Raw genomic sequence first — 17,236 nt, forward strand, 5'->3', positions numbered from 1 at the left:
GAAAAAGGGAAGGTCAGGTGCCCGCCGGCAGCCAGCGCTGCACCAGCTTCACGAAGTAGCTGGCGCCGATCGGGATGATCTCGTCGTTGAAGTCGAACGAGGTGTTGTGGATGATGCAAGGGCCGGGCCCGTGGCCTTCGAGCCGGTGGTCGCCGTCGCCGTTGCCGAGGAAGGCGTAGCAGCCCGGCCGTGCGAGCAGCATGTGCGCGAAGTCCTCCGCGCCCATCACCGCGGGGAAGTCGTCGGTGACCATGTCGTCGCCCACTACCTCGCGCATCACGCCTGCCGCGAAGCGCGCCTCGGCCGCATGGTTGACCACGGGCGGCGACGAGCGCTTGAAGAACACCTCGGCCGTGCAGCCGTGCGCCGCAGCCACGCCGGCGGCCACCTCGCGCAGCCGCGCCTCGATCTTGTCGATGGCCTCGATCGAGAAGGTGCGGATCGTGCCGCCGACCGAGGCCTGGTCGGGGATCACGTTCGGCGCATCCGCGCCCTGCAACTGCGTGACCGCGAGCAGCGCGCGCTCGGTGCTCGGGATGGTGCGCGGCACGATGGTCTGCAGCTGCTGCGCGAGCGTGACCACCGCGGCCACCGGGTCGATGCCGGTGTGCGGCATCGAGGCGTGCGTGCCGCGTCCGTGCAGCGTGATGCGGTAGGTGTTGCTCGACGCCATCAGCGCGCCTTCGTTGAGCGCGAAGCGGCCGACCTCGCCGACGGGGAAGTTGTGCAGCGCGAACACCGCGTTGCAGGGGAAGCGCTCGAACAGGCCCTCGTCGATCATCTTCTTCGCGCCGGCCTTGCCCATCTCCTCGGCCGGCTGGAAGATGAAATGCACCGTGCCGTCGAAGTCGTCCGGCCCCTGCTGCGAGAGATGCCAGGCCGCGGCCAGCAGCATCGTCGTGTGGCCGTCGTGGCCGCAGGCGTGCATGCGGCCGGCGTGCGTGGACCTGTGGGCGAACGCGTTGGCCTCGTGCAGCGGCAGTGCGTCCATGTCGGCGCGCAGCCCGATGGTGCGCGTGCCCGTTCCCTTGCGCAGCACGCCGACGAGCCCGGTGCCCGCGATGCCGCGGTGCACTTCGATGCCCCATTCGGTCAGCAGCGCCGCGACCTTGTCGGAAGTGCGGTGCTCCTCGAAGCCGAGTTCGGGATGGGCGTGGATGTCGCGCCGGATCTCGACGAAGCGGGCGGCGCTGGCAAGGAAGGAATCGACGATGTTCATGGTGGGCTGAAAAGAGGGCGCAGGTCGGCCGGAGCGGACGATTCTGGCGCAGCGGCGCACCGGGCGCACGCCCGCCCGCGCCGCGACGGGAAAACCCAGCCGGCGGCAGGCGACGGTTTCGATTGAAAATGCCCCCCATGAAAATCACCAAAGACACCGTCGTCACCATCAAGTACAAGGTGGCCGACGCCCAGGGCAAGCTCATCGAGGCGAGCCCCGAGCCCATGGCTTACCTGCATGGCGGCTACGAGAACACGCTGCCGAAGATCGAGGAAGCGCTCGAAGGCAAGGAGAAGGGCTTCCAGACCACGCTGGACCTCGCGCCCGAGGACGCCTTCGGCCAGCGCGACGAGTCGCTGGTGCGCACCATTCCCAAGTCCGAGTTCCCGCCCGGCGTGAAGGTGGGCGGCCAGCTGCAGGGCCGCCTCGACGACGGCCGCGAGCACCTGTTCACCGTGATGAAGATCAAGGGCCCCGTCGTGATGCTCGACGGCAACCACCCCTGGGCCGGCAAGGCGCTGAAGTTCAGCCTCACGGTGACCGACGTGCGCGCGGCGCAGCCGGTGGAGATCGAGCACCGGCATGTGCATGGGGCGCACGGGCACCACCACTGAGCGGTGCGGAAAGAAAGCGTCGACTAGCGCCGCTTCCAGAACCGCGGCGCGTCCTCGATCCTTGCCAGCGCCTTGCGGCAAGCCCTGGCGCCCGCGGCGCGGCGCGCACTGAACCAGCCGACCGCGAACCATGCGTGCGGATCGCGTTCGGCGGCCTCGCGGTAGAGCGCGAGCGCCACGGCCTCGTCGTTGAAGGCGCCGAGCGCGTCCTGCGCGGGCCGCAGCCGCTCGATGTAGCGGCCGGCCGCGTCGGCATCGAAGAGCGGCGCGACGAATTCGGCCAGGTAGCGCAGCCGCTTGAGCCGCTTGCGCGCGCGGTGCTGGTGCGCGGTCGAGAGCGATTCGAAGCGCCGGCCGTCGCGCACCGCCTGCTGGTGAAGATGCTTCAGGCGCTGGCGCAGCAGCCGGCGCGCATCGGCAGGGGCCAGCCCGGCATCGCCCGCGGCTGACGGTGCCGCGGCGGTGAAGCCGATCAGCGAGACCAGCACGGACTGGAAGCCCGGCGCGCGCACCACCTCGGCGGGCGCGGGCCCGGCCGCATTGGCACTGCCCGAGGCGGCGTCGAGCGGCAGCGCCGGCGGGGCCGCATCGCCCGCCTCGCGCCACTGCGCCTCGGCGAGCTGCGCCACCTGTTCACGGTCGCGCACCGCACCCAGCGCAAGAAAGGCCGCGACCAGCGGTGGCTCCCATGTGGCGACATCGAAAGCACCGTCTTCGGCATCCAGCGCCACCAGTTCGCGCAAGGCGGTGCGCAGCCGCCGGATGCCGATGCGCAATTGGTGGACCTGTTCCTCGTCGGTGCTGCCGGCCGCGATCTCGCTGGCGTTGGGCAGGATCTGATCGAGGCACGACGCGACCACGGCCTGCTGGATCGCGCGGCCGCCGATGTCGATGCGCTTCCGGTCGTCGCCGAAGCGCGGCGCCTCGGCCTTGACGGCCGGCACGCTGCCGGTGCCGGCGAGCAGCCGCGCGCCGCGCTCGGCCTTCGAGACGGTGCTGAACCAGAGCCCATGCTGCTGCGACCAGCGCTGCGCCAGCACGACAAGGCCCTGCACGTCGCCGCGCTGCAGTTCGAGCTCGAGTTCGCACACGGGCGACTCGCGCGCCTCGGGCGTGCCCGCATGGACGACGACCTTGCCGACGTCGAGCGCCATCTCCACCACGGCGGCGCCCGCGCCGGTGGTGCGAACGCTCCGCGTGAGCCGCACGATGTCGGTGGACTGCCGCTCGACGAGCGGCGCGTCGCCCAGCGCCGCGGCCAGCCGGTCGCCGACGGGCGTGCCGCGGTGGCGCGCCGGGTCGATCGCGGGCGCGGCCGCACCCGCGGCGCTGCCGAGGTCCACGTTGTGCTCGAGCCGGTGCAGCGCGTTGTCGCCCGTGGCCTTGGCGGTCTGGACCCAGCGCGGCCCTTCCTTGCGCAGCCGCAGCACGATGCCCTCGGCCGCGAGCCGCTGGTCGGCCGTGTCGAAATAGCGCGCCTGCAGCCGCGTGCGCGCCACCTTGCCGCGGCGCAGGGCCGCCTCCAGCGGCTTCAGGCGCTCGGGCGGAATGCAGAACTTGAACTCGATTTCCATGGGCCCATGATGCCGCCTCTTTGGCGGCCGCCCCCCATTGCCCCGGCGGCGCGCGCGCCCAAGGCGGTCATGAAAAATAAATGTGGACGCCGTACATTTTCTTTGGTATCTTTTGTGGACGGCGTACACAAGACGTCGTTCCACATCCCAACCACCTCATCGACTCAAGGAAGACACCATGGCCAACAAGCAAATCTTCGTGAACCTCGCCGTCAAGGACCTCGAGAAGTCCAAGGCTTTCTTCGCCGCGCTCGGCTACACCTTCAACCCGCAGTTCACGGATGCGAACGCCGCCTGCATGGTGATCCACGAAGGCAGCATCCACGCGATGCTGCTGGTCGAGGAGTTCTTCAAGACCTTCACGAGCAAGAGCCTGGCCGACACCAGCCAGAGTACCGAAGTGCTGCTGTGCCTCTCGTGCGACAGCCGCGCCGAGGTCGACGAGATGGTGGCCAAGGCGGTGGCCGCAGGCGGCACGGCGCCGCGTCCGCCGCAGGACTACGGCTTCATGTACGGCCATGGCTTCCAGGACATCGACGGCCACCTGTGGGAGCTGATGTACATGGACCCGAACGCCGAGGTGCCGCACCAGAACGCCGCCTGAGCCGGCGCGCCCGCGAGCTCCGCGCGATGCCCATCGTTCCATATGCGCTCCTCACTGTCGCGCGAACGGGGTCTACCCGCGCCCGGCGGCGCCCCGATGTTCCAGGGATCGGCACCGCGGAGATGGCGGCGCCCCACCCCCAGCAAAGGAACACCGGCATGTCCGACCCTCGCAGCAGCCCCATCGTGCAGATCAAGCCCCTCGGCTTTCCGTGGCCGACGATCGATCCCTTCCTGTTCTGCGTCTATCACGACGATGCCTATCCGAAGGGCAACGCGCAGATGGGACCCGAGGCGCCGCTGGCCGGGCGGCAGATCGGACAGGATTTCAGCCGCAAGGACGGCTGGAGCATGTACCACGGCGAGACCGTGCCGGGCTTTCCCGCGCATCCGCACCGCGGCTTCGAGACGGTGACGATCGTGCGCAAGGGACTGGTCGACCATTCCGACTCGCTGGGCGCCACCGCGCGCTTCGGCGGCGGCGACGTGCAGTGGCTCACGGCTGGCAAGGGCATCTCGCACAGCGAGATGTTCCCGCTGCTCGACGCCGGGGCGGCCAACCCGCTCGAGCTGTTCCAGATCTGGCTCAACCTGCCGGCCAGCCACAAGATGGCCGAGCCGCATTTCACGATGTTCTGGTCGCAGGCCATTCCACGCCTCGCGTCCGACGATCCGGCGGGCGGGCGCACCGAGGTCTCGGTGATCGCGGGCCGGCTCGGCGGCGCGGCCGCTGGCGGCGGCGCGGTCGAGCCGCTCGCGCCGCCGCCCGATTCATGGGCCTCGCAGGCCGATGCCGACCTGGCGATCTGGACCCTGAAGATGACGCCCGGCGCCCGCTGGACGCTGCCGCCCGCCGCGGGCAAAGGCACGCGGCGCATGCTGTACTTCTTCAAGGGTGCGGCGGTGCAGGTCGCCGGCGAGCGCGTGCAGATGCCGGCGGCGGTGGAGCTGCGTGCCGATGCCGCGGTGGAGCTGGTCAACGGCGTCGAGGGAACCAGCGAATTCCTCGTGCTGCAGGGCCGGCCGATCGGCGAGCCGGTGGCGCAGTACGGGCCGTTCGTGATGAACACGCAGGCCGAGATCAGCCAGGCGCTGGACGACTACCGGCGCACGCAGTTCGGCGGCTGGCCCTGGCCCGATGCGGCGCCGGTGCACGCCCGCGGCGCCGGGCGCTTCGCGCGGCATCCGGACGGGCGCGAGGAAGTGCCGGGCGCCTGAGGGACGAAGGCGCCCGCGTCAGAAGGTCCGGAGGACTTCGACGCCGAGCGCCGTCATGCTCGGCACGAACTCGGTCACGTCGAGCCGCGCGACGCCGCCCTGCACGAAGGGGTCGCGCGCCAGTGCCGCCTCGAGCGCCTCGCGGTCGCCCGAGCGCGCGAGGATCACGCCGCCCTTGCGCGGCACCTGCCGGCCCGAGGCCACGAACAGCCCGCTCGCGTAATGCTTCTTGAGCCAGGCCATGTGCGGGTCCATCAACGCATCCACTTCTTCGAGCGGGCGGATGTAGGTGAGGCTGACGATGTACATGGGCAGGCGGGCGTGGTGCGACAGGGCCGATCCTATCGGCCCACGCAGGGCACCTGCCGCGCGAGAGTGTGTCGGACGCGTAACGTTGTCGCGGCCTGTTTGCCGATTCGTGGATCCGCAGCGCCGCCAGCATGCGGTGCGCGTGAGAACTTTCGTGGACTTCATCGCGACCGCGCTCGCAGGGACGACGCGTCGCCGGGGCCTGAGACGCTGTAAGGGTCGGCGGCTTTCTGCTACCGTCATTCGCATCGACCCCGACCCCTCGGAGAACCGCCCCATGCCGCTTCGCCCGTCGCCGATCCTGCCGCCCGGCTTCATACCGCCGTACCTGCTGGACCGGCTGGCCGAGCGGGCCGGCGCGCATGCGAGCGCACGCGCGGCGCAGACGCTGATGATCGACCGCGAGCACCGCGGGCTGCGCGAGGCCACGGCCGCGCACACGCTCTCGGCGCAGCCGGCGCCGCGCTACGTGCGGCGCAATGCGCCCGAACGTGCCATCCACGACGCCGAGCACAGCACGAACCTGCCCGGCCGGCTGGTGCGCGCCGAAGGCCAGGCCGCCACCGGCGACATCGCGGCCGACGAGGCCTACGAGCACCTCGGCGCCACCTACCGGCTCTTCCGCGAGGTCTACGAGCGCGACTCGATCGACGACGCGGGCCTGCCGCTCACGGGCAGCGTGCACTACGGCAAGGACTACGACAACGCCTTCTGGAACGGCCGGCAGATGGTGTTCGGCGACGGCGACGGCGAGGTGATGAACCGCTTCACCATCGCGGTGGACATCATCGGCCACGAACTCACGCACGGCGTGATCGACCACGAGTCGGCCCTGATCTACGAAGGCCAGTCGGGCGCGCTGAACGAATCGGTCTGCGACGTGTTCGGCGTGCTGGTCAAGCAGTACCTGCTGAAGCAGGCCGCCGCCGAGGCCGACTGGCTCATCGGCGCGGGGCTGTTCACCGACAGGGTCGCGGCACGCGCGCTGCGTTCGATGGCCGCGCCGGGCACGGCCTACGACGACCCGGTGCTCGGCCAGGACCCGCAGCCGGCCCACATGCGGGACTTCGTGGTCACGCGGCAGGACAATGGCGGCGTGCACATCAATTCCGGCATTCCGAACCGCGCCTTCCATCTCGCCGCCACGGCCCTGCCGGGCGCGGCCTGGGACACCGCGGGCCGCGTCTGGTACGACACGGTCTGCGACCGGCGGCTGCGCCGCGATGCCGATTTCGCGGCCTTCGCGCAGCTGAGCGCGGAGAATGCCGCCAGGCGCTTCGGCGCCGGCAGCCCGGCGGCGCAGGCCGTGGTCGCCGCATGGAACACCGTGGGAGTCACCGCATCATGATTCAGCTTCCGCCACTGGACCAGGCCGCGGTCGTCCGCGTCACGCGCGAGGGCGGCATCGCCTACGTGCCGGGCCTCTCGCGGCCGCGCAGCTACCAGCTCGGCAACTGCAGCGAGGAACTGCGCGCGCAGATCGACCGCGCGCTGCAGAGCGCCGCGCCCCATGCGGGCGAGGCCGGCGCCGCGCGCTCGCCGGGCGGCGACCAGCGCGTCTACCGCGTGGAGGTGGTGATGCAGAGCAGCAGCAGCAGCACCGCGATGCAGTCGGGCTCGGTGAGCTTCGAGGTGCCCGAGGCCGAGGCGCCCGAGGCGCTGGTCCACCTCTGGAAAGACGCCGCCGAGCGCTGAGCCCCGCCTTCAGGGCCCGCCGACCAGCGTCGACGCCACGAGCCACACGTTGGCCGCGCCGATCACGCCGAACAGCGCCCACGCCAGCAGCCTGACCACCGCGCCGTTGGCGAAATCGCCCATCAGCGCGCGGTCGCTCGTGAAGCGGATCAGCGGCCACATCGCGAACGGCAGCTGGAAGCTCAGCACCACCTGGCTCAGCACCAGCATCTTGCCCACGCCGCCGTCGCCGAACCACCAGACGCCGAGGAAGGCCGGCCCCAGCGCCAGCGCGCGCGTGATCAGCCGGCGCTGCCAGCACGGGATCTTCAGGTCGAGAAAGCCTTCCATGATGATCTGCCCCGCGATCGTGCCGGTGAAGGTCGAGCTCTGGCCCGAAGCGAGCAGCGCGATGCCGAACAGCGTGGCCGCGAACGCGCTGCCGACGATCGGTTCGATCAACCGGTAGGCGTCGTCGATCTCGGTCACCGCCACGTGGCCGGTGCTGTGGAAGGCGCTGGCCGCGAGCACCATGATGGCCGCATTGACCAGCAGCGCGAGCGAGAGCGAGATCACCGCATCGAAGGTGCAGAAGCGCACCGCCTCGCGCCGCGCCGCGTCGCTGTCGGCCACGAGCCGGGTCTGCACGATGGACGAATGCAGGTAGAGGTTGTGCGGCATCACCGTGGCGCCGACGACGCCGATGGCCAGGTAGAGCGCGCCGGGCTGCTGCAGGCGCTCGAAGCTCGGCGCGAAACCCATCGCCACGCCGAACCAGTTCGGCTGCGACATCGCGAGCTCCACCACGAAGCAGCCAGCGATGGTGCCGACCAGGCCGAGCACGATCGCCTCGACGCGGCGAAAACCCGCGCCCTGCAGCCCCAGCACGAGCAGCGTGTCGAAGGCCGTGATCGCGATGCCCACCGGAATCGACACGCCGAACAGCAGGTGCAGCGCGAGCGCACTGCCGAGCACTTCGGCGAGGTCGCAGGCGACGATCGCGAGTTCGGCGCCGAGCCAGAGAAAGCGGCGCGTGCGCGGCCCGTAGCGTTCGCGGCAGGCGCGCGCCAGGTCCTTCTGCGCCACGATGCCGAGCCGCACGCACAGCGTCTGCAGCAGCATGGCCGCGAGGCTCGCGAGCAGCACCACGAACAGCAGCCCGTAGCCGAAGCGCGAGCCGGCCTCGATGTCGGTGGCCCAGTTGCCCGGGTCCATGTAGCCGACCGACACCAGGAGCCCCGGGCCCGCGTAGCGCAGCAGCTTCTTGCCGAAGGGAAGTTCCTGCGGAACCGCGACGCTGCCCTTGACTTCGGACGGACAGAAGGGCGCGGTGGCGGTGCGGGGCAGGGGAAAGAACATGCGCGCGATGATAGGGGGCGTCGCGTGCGGGACCCGCGCCCGTGCAGGCGAGCTTTTAGAGTCGGTTCTTCTTCATCCACCACCTCATCCAACGGAGCGTTCTTCCATGATCCACGTCGTCGCCGTCGTCACCGCCAAGCCCGGCCAGCGCGCACAACTGCTCGAGGCCTTCGCCGCCAACCGCGCGGCCGTGCTGGCCGAGGCGGGCTGCATCGAATACGGTGCCACCGTCGACGCGGCGGGCGTGCCGCCATCGAAGGCCAGCTTCGGCCCCGACACCTTCGTGGTGATCGAGAAGTGGGAGACGCTGGCCCACCTGCAGGCCCATGCGGTGGCGCCGCACATGAAGGCCCATGGCGAGAAGACCAAGGCGCTGGTCGAGAGCAAGCTGATCCACGTGCTCGAGCCGGTCTGAGGCCGCCGCTTCGCAGGCGGCGCGATGCCTGCTACCCTCGCGCCCGGGAGCAGGATCTCGAGGAGGGACTCAGGACATGGCGATCTTCCGAAGGCGCGGCTTGCTGCTGCTGGCCGCCGCGCTGCTCGCGTCGGGCTGCGCCCAACTGGCCGCGCCGCCCTATGCGGCCGACTACGAAGCACTCGACCGGCTCGAAGCCACGCGCCCCGGCATGGTGGCCGTGGCGCGGGTGCAGCCCACTGATCCCGCCGACAGCATCAACAGCGTGAGTTTGCGCCGCGCGCGGCTGCGCTCGCCGAGCGGCAGCTTCGCGCAGTACCTCGAAGACGCGCTGGTGCGCGACCTCGGCGAGATCGGCGCCTACGACGCCAAAGCACCGACGCGCATCGCCGCGCGCATCCTCGTCAACGAACTCGACCTCGGCCTCATCAACGGCACCGGCCGCATGGAGGTGGACGTCGTGGTCACGCGCGCGGCCGTGCAGACGCTGCGCAAGACCTACCGCGGCGAGATCGCCTTCGATTCGAGCTACGCGAACATCGTGGCGGTGCCCGCGGGCCAGGCCGCCTACCCGCGGCTGGTGCGCGCGTTGCTGCGGCAGATGTATGCCGATCCGCAATTCATCGCCGCCATCGCGCCCTGAAACCGGAGCTCTGCCGCACCATGCCGCTTCACCCGTCTCGCGTCCTTCGCCTGTTCTCCATCGCCGTCATGGCGGCGCTGCTCGCGGCCTGCAGCCATCCGATCACCATGATCACCGAGACCGCGCCGCCGCGCGCGGTGGCGCACCTCGTGCCGAAGAAGGTGGCCTACGTGATGACCGATGCCCAGCGCGAGCAGCAGGTCGTGACGCCGGGCGGCAGCGGCGACCGGGTGAGCTACTACCCGTACCGCGACCTCGAGAAGTCGATCCGCGACGCACTGCGCGCGGTCTACCGCGACGTGGTCGTGCTGCGCACCGCGGGCGACGCGAAGGCCAACGAGGCGGCCGGCATCTCGCTGGTGTTCACGCCGCAGATCAAGACCGATTCGAGCTCCTCGTCCTGGCTCACCTGGCCGCCGACCTCGTTCAGCGTGGAAGTGAGCTGCACCGTGACCGATGCCTCGGGCGCCGAGGTCACGCGCGTGCGCGCGGTCGGCAACGGCACGGCGCAGTTCGGCGAATTCAAGGGCGACTACGGGCTCGCGGCGCGGCGCGCGGCCAGGCAGATGACCTCGCAACTGAGCAGCGAGATCCGCCGCGACGAGAAGCTGCGCTGATCGCTTCCGGCCAGAAAAAAACGCGCCCTCGGGCGCGTTTTCTTTTCGGGCTTCGACGCCGCAATTACTTGGCGACGACCTTCACCATCTCCAGGCACTTGTTCGAGTAGCCCCACTCGTTGTCGTACCAGCTCACGAGCTTCACGAAGGTGCCGTCGAGCGCGATGCCGGCTTCGGCGTCGAAGATCGAGGTGCGCGGGTCGCCGCGGAAGTCGGTGGCGACCACCTTGTCTTCCGTGTAGCCCAGCACGCCCTTGAGCGCGCCTTCGCTCTGTGCCTTCATCTCGGCGCAGATTTCCTTGTACGTGGCTTCCTTCACCAGCTCCACCGTGAGGTCGACCACCGACACGTCGGAGGTCGGCACGCGGAAGCTCATGCCGGTGAGCTTCTTGTTGAGCTCGGGGATCACCACGCCCACGGCCTTGGCGGCGCCGGTGCTCGAGGGGATGATGTTCTCGAGAATGCCGCGGCCGCCGCGCCAGTCCTTGTTGCTCGGGCCGTCCACGGTCTTCTGCGTGGCGGTGGCGGCATGCACGGTGGTCATCAGGCCGCGCTTGATGCCCCACTTGTCGTTCAGCACCTTGGCGAGCGGCGCCAGGCAGTTGGTGGTGCAGCTGGCGTTGCTGACGATGGCCTCGCCGGCGTACTTCTTGTCGTTCACGCCATAGACGAACATCGGCGTGTCGTCTTTCGACGGGGCCGACATGATCACCTTCTTCGCGCCCGCGGCGAGGTGCTTCTCACAGGTCTCCTTGGTGAGGAACAGGCCGGTCGATTCGAGCACGATGTCGGCGCCGACCTCGTTCCACTTGAGGTTCGCGGGGTCGCGCTCCTGCGTGAGGCGGATCTTCTTGCCGTTCACGATCAGCGTGTTGCCCTCGACCGTGACCTCGCCCTTGAAGCGGCCGTGCACCGAGTCGTACTGGAGCATGTAGGCCAGGTAGTCGGGCTCGAGCAGGTCGTTGATGGCGACGATCTCGATGTCGTTCTTGAAGTTCTGCACGGCTGCGCGCAGCACGTTGCGACCGATGCGACCGAAGCCGTTGATACCGAGTTTGATAGCCATCTGATTTGCTCCTAAGGTTGAAAAACTAGTGATCGGACGCGGACGCTCAGTCCCTGAGCGCGGCTTCGACGGTGGCGGCCACGTTCTCCGCCGTGAATCCGAAGTGCTTGAACAGCACCGGCGCGGGCGCCGATTCGCCATAGGTGTCGATGCCGACGACGGCGGCGCAGCCGTACTTCCACCAGCCAGCGGTGCAGCCCATCTCGACGGCGATGCGCGGCAGCTTCTTCGGCAGCACGGCCTTCTTGTAGGCCACGTCCTGGCGGTCGAAGGTGGTGGTCGAAGGCATCGAGACCACGCGCACCGCGATCTTCTTCTCGGCCAGCAGCTTCTGCGCGGCGAGCGCGAGCTGCACTTCCGAGCCGGTGGCGATGATGACCGCCGCGGTCTTCTTGCTCTTGAGGCCGACGGCTTCGGGCTCGGCGAGCACGTAGGCGCCGCGGCTGATGTCGCCGAGCTCGCGCTTGGGCGCATAGGCGAGGTTCTGGCGGCTCAGCAGCAGCGCGGTGGGGCGCGACTGGTTCTGCAGCGCGACGGCCCAGGCCACGGCGGTCTCGGCGGTGTCGGCGGGGCGCCAGACGTCGAGGTTCGGGATCAGGCGCAGCGAGGCGGCATGCTCGATCGACTGGTGCGTGGGGCCGTCTTCGCCCAGGCCGATGGAGTCGTGCGTGAACACGTGCACCACGCGGCGCTTCATGAGCGCGGCCATGCGGATCGCGTTGCGGCTGTAGTCGCTGAAGGTCAGGAAGGTGCCGCCGTAGGGAATGAAGCCGCCGTGCAGCGCCACGCCGTTCATGATGGCGGCCATGCCGAACTCGCGCACGCCGTAGTTGATGTGGCGGCCGATCACGCCGTGCGGCGGCTCGGCATGGTCGGCGGTGCTGTCGGGCTTGGCTTCGTCCTCGGCGCCCTGGTTGGGCTGCTGCGCGGGCGCGCTCATGACGACGGCGCCGGTCTTGGCGTCGAAGCGCAGCGCGGCGGTGCTCTTGGTGTTGGTGAGGTTCGAGCCGGTGAGGTCGGCGCTGCCGCCGAGCATTTCGGGCAGCGCGGCGGTGAAGGCCTCGAGCGCGAGCTGGCTGGCCTTGCGGCTTGCGACGGTCTCGGCCTTGGTGTGGGCGGCGACCACGGTGTCGAAGGCCACCTGGTGGAAGTCCTTCGGCAGCTCGCCCTTCATGCGGCGCGTGAACTCGGCGGCGAGCGCGGGGTAGGCTTCGGCGTAAGCGGCGAAGCGCTCGTTCCAGGCGGCCTCGGCCTTGGCGCCTGCGGCCTTGTGGTCCCACTCGGCGTACACCTCGGCCGGGATCTCGAAGGCGGGCGCGGTCCAGCCGATCGATTCGCGCGTGAGCTTGATTTCCTCGGCGCCCAGCGCCTCGCCGTGGGCCTTGGCGGTGCCGGCGCGGTTCGGGCTGCCCTTGCCGATGGTGGTCTTGCACACGATCAGCGTGGGACGCGTCGCTTCCTTCTTGGCCTGGGCGATGGCCTTGGAGACCGCGGCGGCGTCGTTGCCGTCGATCGGGCCGATCACGTTCCAGCCGTAGGCCTTGAAGCGCTCCGCGGTGTTGTCGACGAACCAGGGCTTGACCTGGCCGTCGATGCTGATGCCGTTGTCGTCGTACAGCGCGATCAGCTTGTTGAGGTGCCAGGCGCCCGCGAGTGCGCAGGCTTCGTGGCTGATGCCTTCCATCATGCAGCCGTCGCCGAGGAAGGCGTAGGTGTGATGGTCGACGATCGCATGGTCCTTGCGGTTGAACTCGGCCGCGAGCAGCTTCTCGGCCAGCGCGAAGCCCACGGCATTGGTGATGCCCTGGCCCAGCGGGCCGGTGGTGGTCTCGACGCCGGGGGTCACGTCGACTTCGGGGTGGCCCGCGGTCTTGCTGTGCAGCTGGCGGAAGTTCCTGAGTTCGCCGATCGGCAGGTCGTAGCCGGCGAGATGCAGCACCGCATAGAGCAGCATCGAGGCATGGCCGTTCGAGAGCACGAAGCGGTCGCGGTCGAACCAGTGGGGGTTCGCGGGGTTGTAGCGAAGGTGTTCGCCCCAGAGTGCGACGGCCATCTCGGCCATGCCCATCGGTGCGCCCGGATGGCCGGAGTTTGCTTGTTGGACGGCATCCATGGCCAGCGCGCGAATTGCGTTGGCCATCAGGGCTTGGTTTGCCATGGGCGTTGGACTTTCGGGAATGTGGATTGGGGGGAACCCGCGATTTTACCGGGCACGCCCGGGCCGCCTCCCAGGTGGGGCCAACACCCGACCGCGCGCCGGGGGCCCGCCGGTGCGGCCCCGGGCGGGCGCGCGCCCCCGGACTGCTAGAGTTGCGCCTCATGCACGGGCTGCACCTCACCGCCGATCTTCACGACTGCCGATGCGACATGCAGTGGCTGACCGACAAGGAGGCGCTCGGCGCCGTCTGCCTGAAGGCGGTGACGGCCGCGGGCCTGCAGCCGGTGGGCCAGCTGGTGCACGGCTTTCCGGCCACGCCCGAGGGGCCGGGCGGCGTGACGGCCACGGTGCTGCTGGCCGAATCGCACCTGTGCCTCCACACCTGGCCCGAGCGGCGCGGCGCCACGCTCGACGTGTACGTGTGCAACTTCGGCGGCGACCATTCGGCCAAGGCGCATGCGCTGATGGAATGCCTGGTGTCGCTGTTCCAGCCGGCGCACAGCGAACGCAACGCGCTGCAGCGCGGCCGGGTAGCCGCGTGAACGCGAAGGCGATGATCCTCGCGGCCGGCCGCGGCGAGCGCATGCGGCCGCTGACCGATGCGCGCCCCAAGCCGCTGCTCGAAGTGCAGGGCAAGCCGCTGATGCAGTGGCCGATGGAGGCGCTGGCCGACGGCGGCTTCACCGAGCTGGTGGTCAACACCGCCTGGCTGGGCGAGCAGATCGCCGGCCATTTCGGCGCCCGGCCGGTGCTCGGCGCGCACGGCGCGGTGTCGATCGCCTACTCCGACGAAGGCCGCGACTTCGGCGGCGCGCTGGAGACCGCGGGCGGCATCGTGCGCGCGCTGCCGCTGCTCGGCGAGGTCTTCTGGGTGGCGGCCGGCGACGTGTTCGCGCCCGGTTTCGCCTTCCGCCAGCAAGCGGTGGACCGCTTCGCGGCCAGCGGCAAGCTCGCGCACCTGTGGCTGGTGCCGAACCCGGCGCACAACCCGAAGGGCGACTTCGGCCTCTCGGCGGAAGGCCTGGCGCTCAACACGGCGGCCGAGAGGTACACCTTCTCGACCATCGGCCTGTACCGCCGCGCGCTGTTCGCGCCGCCCTGGTGCGACATTCCCGCCGGCAACGCCGGGGGCCTTAAAGCCCCGCTGGCGCCCATCCTGCGCGCCGCGATGGACAATGGCCACGTGAGCGCCGAGCTCCACACCGGCCCCTGGACCGACGTGGGCACGCCCGAGCGGCTTTCTCAACTGAACACGCCACGATGACCTCCTCATCCTCAGACCTCCCGATCTACGCCGAACGCCGCGCGCGCCTGGCATCGCAACTCGGCAAGGACGGCATCGCCATCGTGCCGACCGCACCCGAGCGCCAGCGCAACCGCGACAGCGACTTCCTGTTCCGGCACGACAGCTACTTCTACTACCTGACGGGCTTCACCGAGCCGAACGCCTGGCTGGTGCTCGCGGGCGACGGCCGCTCGACGCTGTTCTGCGCGCCCAAGGACCTGGAGCGCGAGATCTGGGACGGCTACCGCCTCGGCCCCGAGGCCGCGCCCGCGGCGCTCGGCGTGCACGAGGCCTTCTCGGTCGCCGAACTCGACGCGAAGCTGCCGAAGCTGCTGGAGAACCGGTCGACGGTGTGGTACCCCTTCGCCACGCACAAGGGCCTGGAGACCCGCGTCGACGGCTGGCTGCAGGCGGTGCGCGCACGCGTGCGCTACGGCGCGCTGTGCCCCGAGGAGCAGCACGATCTCTGCGGCCCGCTCGACGAGATGCGGCTCGTGAAGGACGCGCACGAGCAGGACATCATGCGCCGCGCCGCGCAGATCAGCGCGCGCGCCCATGTGCGCGCGATGCAGCTGTCGGCCCGCATGCTGCGCGAAGGCAAGGAGGTGCGCGAGTACCACCTCGACGCCGAGTTGCTGCACGAGTTCCGCCTCGGCGGCTCGCAGTACCCGGCCTACGGCTCGATCGTGGCGGCCGGCGCCAACGCCTGCGTGCTGCACTACCGCGCCGACGCGGCGCCGGTGCGCAGCGGCGAGCTGGTGCTGATCGACGCGGGCTGCGAGCTCGACGGCTACGCGAGCGACATCACGCGCACCTTCCCGGCCAACGGCAGCTTCACCGGTCCGCAGCGCGCGCTCTACGACCTGGTGCTCGCGAGCCAGGACGCCTCGGCCGCGGCCACCAAGGCCGGCAACCGCTTCAACGATCCGCACGACGCCGCGGTGCGCGTGCTCTCGCAGGGCATGCTCGACCTCGGCCTGCTCGATGCGAACAAGGTCGGCAGCGTCGACGACGTGATCGAGCAGCGCGCCTACTTCCAGTTCTACATGCACCGCACCGGCCACTGGCTCGGCATGGACGTGCACGACTGCGGCAGCTACGTCGAGCCCACCCAGGTCGGCGAGGTCAGCGAGCGCAAGGACCCGCTGTCGAACGAGATCATCAAGAACCGCCCCAGCCGCATCCTGCAGCCCGGCATGGTGCTGACGCTCGAACCCGGCATCTACGTGCGCCCCGGCGACGGCGTGCCGGAACGCTTCCACGACATCGGCATCCGCATCGAGGACGACGCGATCGTCACCGACACCGGCTGCGAGCTGATCTCGCGCGGCGTGCCGGTGAAGGCGGACGAGATCGAGGCGCTGATGCGCGATTGAGGGCCGGGACCGAACTCAAGGCTGGAAGCCTGAGCGGCGCACCACCGGCTCCCACTGCTGGCGGAAGGCCTTGAGCATCTGCACGGTCTCGGCCTGCGTGCTCACGACCGGCGTGATGTAGGCTGCGTTGGCGGCCTTCTGCAGCCCCGCATCCTGCATCACCTCGCGGACCGCGGCGGCGAGCTGCTGCACCTTGGCCGCGGGCATCGAGGCCGGCGCGTAGAAGGTGTTCCAGCCGTCGGCGTCGATCTTCATGCCGGCCTCGCGGAAGGTCGGGATGTTCGGCGCGAAGCTCGCGCGCTTCTTGCCCGACACCGCGAGGATGCGGACCTTGCCGGCCACGTGCTGGACGTAGAGCGAATCGAGCGTGTCGATCGCGATCGGCAGGTTGCCGCCGCTCAGGTCGGCCGCGAGCGGCGCCGAGCCGCCGTAGCCCTTGATCTGCGGCTGCACGCTGAGCGCATCGCCCACCATCAGGCCGAAGAAGTGCGGCAGGCTGCCGGTGGCCGGCACGCCGAAGATCGCTTCCTCGGGATGCGCCCAGAGCCGGCCGACGAGGAACATCGCCCGGTCGAGCTGCAGCTTGTTGCCCACCGCGAGCGCGAAGTCGTAGCTGCTGACCTGCGACACCGGCACGAAGTCGCGGTCGGGGTCGTAGCCCAGGTCCTTGAAGACGAGCGGCGCCACCACCATCACGGCCGGGTTGCCGAGCATCAGCACGTTCTGCGCCGCGCTGGCCCGCTTGACCTCCTTGGCCGCGAGCCGGCCGCCTTCGCCCGGACGGTTCTCGACCGTGACGGCCACGCCGAGCTTCGGCCCCAGGCGCTCGGCCACCAGCCGCGCGATGCGATCGGTGCTGCCACCGGCCGGGTAGCCGACCACGAGCGACAGCGGCCCGTCGAGCGGCTGGGCCTGCGCGGGGCTCAGCGCGGCGACGGCAGCGAAGGAAGCGGCGAACGCCATGCTCCATGCGGTGAGCTTGCGGCGGGAAAAGAATGCGGCCATGGGATCTCGGTCTCCTGCGAGCGGTGGGTCCACGGGCGCGCGCAGCGGCCTGCGGCGACAATCGCCGCGCCTCCACTCGTTTCATCCCGTGTCATTTGTTG

General features: G+C 70.0%; 18 protein-coding genes. 11 read left to right on the forward strand and 7 right to left on the reverse strand.

What is annotated here, in order from left to right; genetic code table 11:
- Positions 1 to 13: 13 nt before the first annotated feature.
- On the reverse strand, positions 14 to 1,219 hold the full coding sequence (locus M2165_RS09535) for a M20 aminoacylase family protein (protein ID WP_280814407.1): 1,206 nt from the start codon (positions 1,217 to 1,219) through the stop codon (positions 14 to 16).
- 137 nt (positions 1,220 to 1,356) lie between these two features.
- Here M2165_RS09535 and M2165_RS09540 point away from each other — a divergent pair, with 137 nt between their 5' ends.
- A complete protein-coding gene (locus M2165_RS09540; protein WP_280814408.1) occupies positions 1,357 to 1,833 on the forward strand; it encodes a peptidylprolyl isomerase in 477 nt (158 codons plus the stop codon).
- Between the two features lie 23 nt (positions 1,834 to 1,856).
- On the opposite strand, the gene M2165_RS09545 is transcribed toward M2165_RS09540, so the two are convergent.
- Positions 1,857 to 3,407 (reverse strand): CYTH and CHAD domain-containing protein, encoded by a 1,551-nt coding sequence (locus tag M2165_RS09545; protein WP_280814409.1) that lies wholly within the window; start codon positions 3,405 to 3,407, stop codon positions 1,857 to 1,859.
- A 178-nt stretch (positions 3,408 to 3,585) separates the two neighbouring features.
- Here M2165_RS09545 and M2165_RS09550 point away from each other — a divergent pair, with 178 nt between their 5' ends.
- Positions 3,586 to 4,011, forward strand: a complete 426-nt coding sequence (locus tag M2165_RS09550; protein ID WP_280814410.1) for a VOC family protein — start codon at positions 3,586 to 3,588, stop codon at positions 4,009 to 4,011.
- Between the two features lie 158 nt (positions 4,012 to 4,169).
- Positions 4,170 to 5,228: a pirin family protein gene (locus M2165_RS09555; protein ID WP_280814411.1), complete on the forward strand. Its 1,059-nt coding sequence runs from the start codon at positions 4,170 to 4,172 to the stop codon at positions 5,226 to 5,228.
- Between the two features lie 18 nt (positions 5,229 to 5,246).
- Here M2165_RS09555 and M2165_RS09560 read toward each other — a convergent pair whose 3' ends face one another.
- The gene (locus M2165_RS09560; RefSeq protein WP_280814412.1) at positions 5,247 to 5,537 is read right to left on the reverse strand and encodes a YciI family protein; all 291 of its coding nucleotides are present in this window, start codon (positions 5,535 to 5,537) and stop codon (positions 5,247 to 5,249) included.
- A gap of 277 nt (positions 5,538 to 5,814) precedes the next feature.
- Between M2165_RS09560 and M2165_RS09565 the strand changes: the two genes are divergently transcribed.
- Positions 5,815 to 6,885 (forward strand): M4 family metallopeptidase, encoded by a 1,071-nt coding sequence (locus tag M2165_RS09565; RefSeq protein ID WP_280814413.1) that lies wholly within the window; start codon positions 5,815 to 5,817, stop codon positions 6,883 to 6,885.
- The gene (locus tag M2165_RS09570; RefSeq protein WP_280814414.1) at positions 6,882 to 7,232 is read left to right on the forward strand and encodes a protealysin inhibitor emfourin; all 351 of its coding nucleotides are present in this window, start codon (positions 6,882 to 6,884) and stop codon (positions 7,230 to 7,232) included. The genes M2165_RS09565 and M2165_RS09570 overlap by 4 nt, the downstream gene beginning before the upstream one ends.
- 9 nt (positions 7,233 to 7,241) lie before the next feature.
- On the opposite strand, the gene M2165_RS09575 is transcribed toward M2165_RS09570, so the two are convergent.
- Positions 7,242 to 8,570, reverse strand: a complete 1,329-nt coding sequence (locus tag M2165_RS09575) for an Nramp family divalent metal transporter (RefSeq protein ID WP_280814415.1) — start codon at positions 8,568 to 8,570, stop codon at positions 7,242 to 7,244.
- Between the two features lie 106 nt (positions 8,571 to 8,676).
- On the opposite strand from M2165_RS09575, the gene M2165_RS09580 reads away from it, so the two are divergent.
- The 3 genes from M2165_RS09580 (at position 8,677) to M2165_RS09590 (ending at position 10,245) form a co-directional block, all read left to right on the forward strand.
- Complete coding sequence (locus M2165_RS09580; protein ID WP_280814416.1) at positions 8,677 to 8,985, forward strand: putative quinol monooxygenase; 309 nt, start codon at positions 8,677 to 8,679, stop codon at positions 8,983 to 8,985.
- Between the two features lie 76 nt (positions 8,986 to 9,061).
- The gene (locus M2165_RS09585; protein ID WP_280814417.1) at positions 9,062 to 9,628 is read left to right on the forward strand and encodes a hypothetical protein; all 567 of its coding nucleotides are present in this window, start codon (positions 9,062 to 9,064) and stop codon (positions 9,626 to 9,628) included.
- Positions 9,629 to 9,648: 20 nt separating this feature from the next.
- Positions 9,649 to 10,245, forward strand: a complete 597-nt coding sequence (locus M2165_RS09590) for a hypothetical protein (protein ID WP_280814418.1) — start codon at positions 9,649 to 9,651, stop codon at positions 10,243 to 10,245.
- A gap of 64 nt (positions 10,246 to 10,309) precedes the next feature.
- Here M2165_RS09590 and gap read toward each other — a convergent pair whose 3' ends face one another.
- Together gap and M2165_RS09600 are read right to left on the reverse strand one after the other, a co-directional pair.
- Complete coding sequence (gene gap / locus M2165_RS09595; protein WP_280814419.1) at positions 10,310 to 11,311, reverse strand: type I glyceraldehyde-3-phosphate dehydrogenase; 1,002 nt, start codon at positions 11,309 to 11,311, stop codon at positions 10,310 to 10,312.
- 46 nt (positions 11,312 to 11,357) lie between these two features.
- Positions 11,358 to 13,469, reverse strand: a complete 2,112-nt coding sequence (locus tag M2165_RS09600; protein WP_280814420.1) for a transketolase — start codon at positions 13,467 to 13,469, stop codon at positions 11,358 to 11,360.
- 161 nt (positions 13,470 to 13,630) lie between these two features.
- On the opposite strand from M2165_RS09600, the gene speD reads away from it, so the two are divergent.
- Genes speD through M2165_RS09615 form a run of 3 tightly spaced genes read left to right on the forward strand, consistent with a single transcriptional unit; the run spans position 13,631 to position 16,130 of the window.
- Positions 13,631 to 14,011, forward strand: coding sequence for an adenosylmethionine decarboxylase (gene speD, locus M2165_RS09605; RefSeq protein WP_280814421.1), 381 nt, complete (start codon positions 13,631 to 13,633; stop codon positions 14,009 to 14,011).
- Between the two features lie 11 nt (positions 14,012 to 14,022).
- Positions 14,023 to 14,733, forward strand: coding sequence for a nucleotidyltransferase family protein (locus tag M2165_RS09610; RefSeq protein WP_280817506.1), 711 nt, complete (start codon positions 14,023 to 14,025; stop codon positions 14,731 to 14,733).
- Positions 14,730 to 16,130 (forward strand): aminopeptidase P N-terminal domain-containing protein, encoded by a 1,401-nt coding sequence (locus tag M2165_RS09615; RefSeq protein WP_280814422.1) that lies wholly within the window; start codon positions 14,730 to 14,732, stop codon positions 16,128 to 16,130. The genes M2165_RS09610 and M2165_RS09615 overlap by 4 nt, the downstream gene beginning before the upstream one ends.
- A 15-nt stretch (positions 16,131 to 16,145) precedes the next feature.
- Here the strand turns inward: M2165_RS09615 and M2165_RS09620 are convergent, their stop codons facing one another.
- Positions 16,146 to 17,135 carry a tripartite tricarboxylate transporter substrate-binding protein gene (locus M2165_RS09620; protein WP_280814423.1) on the reverse strand — a complete coding sequence of 330 codons (990 nt, stop codon included), beginning with the start codon at positions 17,133 to 17,135 and terminating at the stop codon, positions 16,146 to 16,148.
- Positions 17,136 to 17,236: the final 101 nt, after the last annotated feature.

Origin of the sequence: Variovorax sp. TBS-050B (assembly GCF_029893635.1) — a bacterium.
Taxonomy (GTDB): Bacteria; Pseudomonadota; Gammaproteobacteria; order Burkholderiales; family Burkholderiaceae_C; genus Variovorax.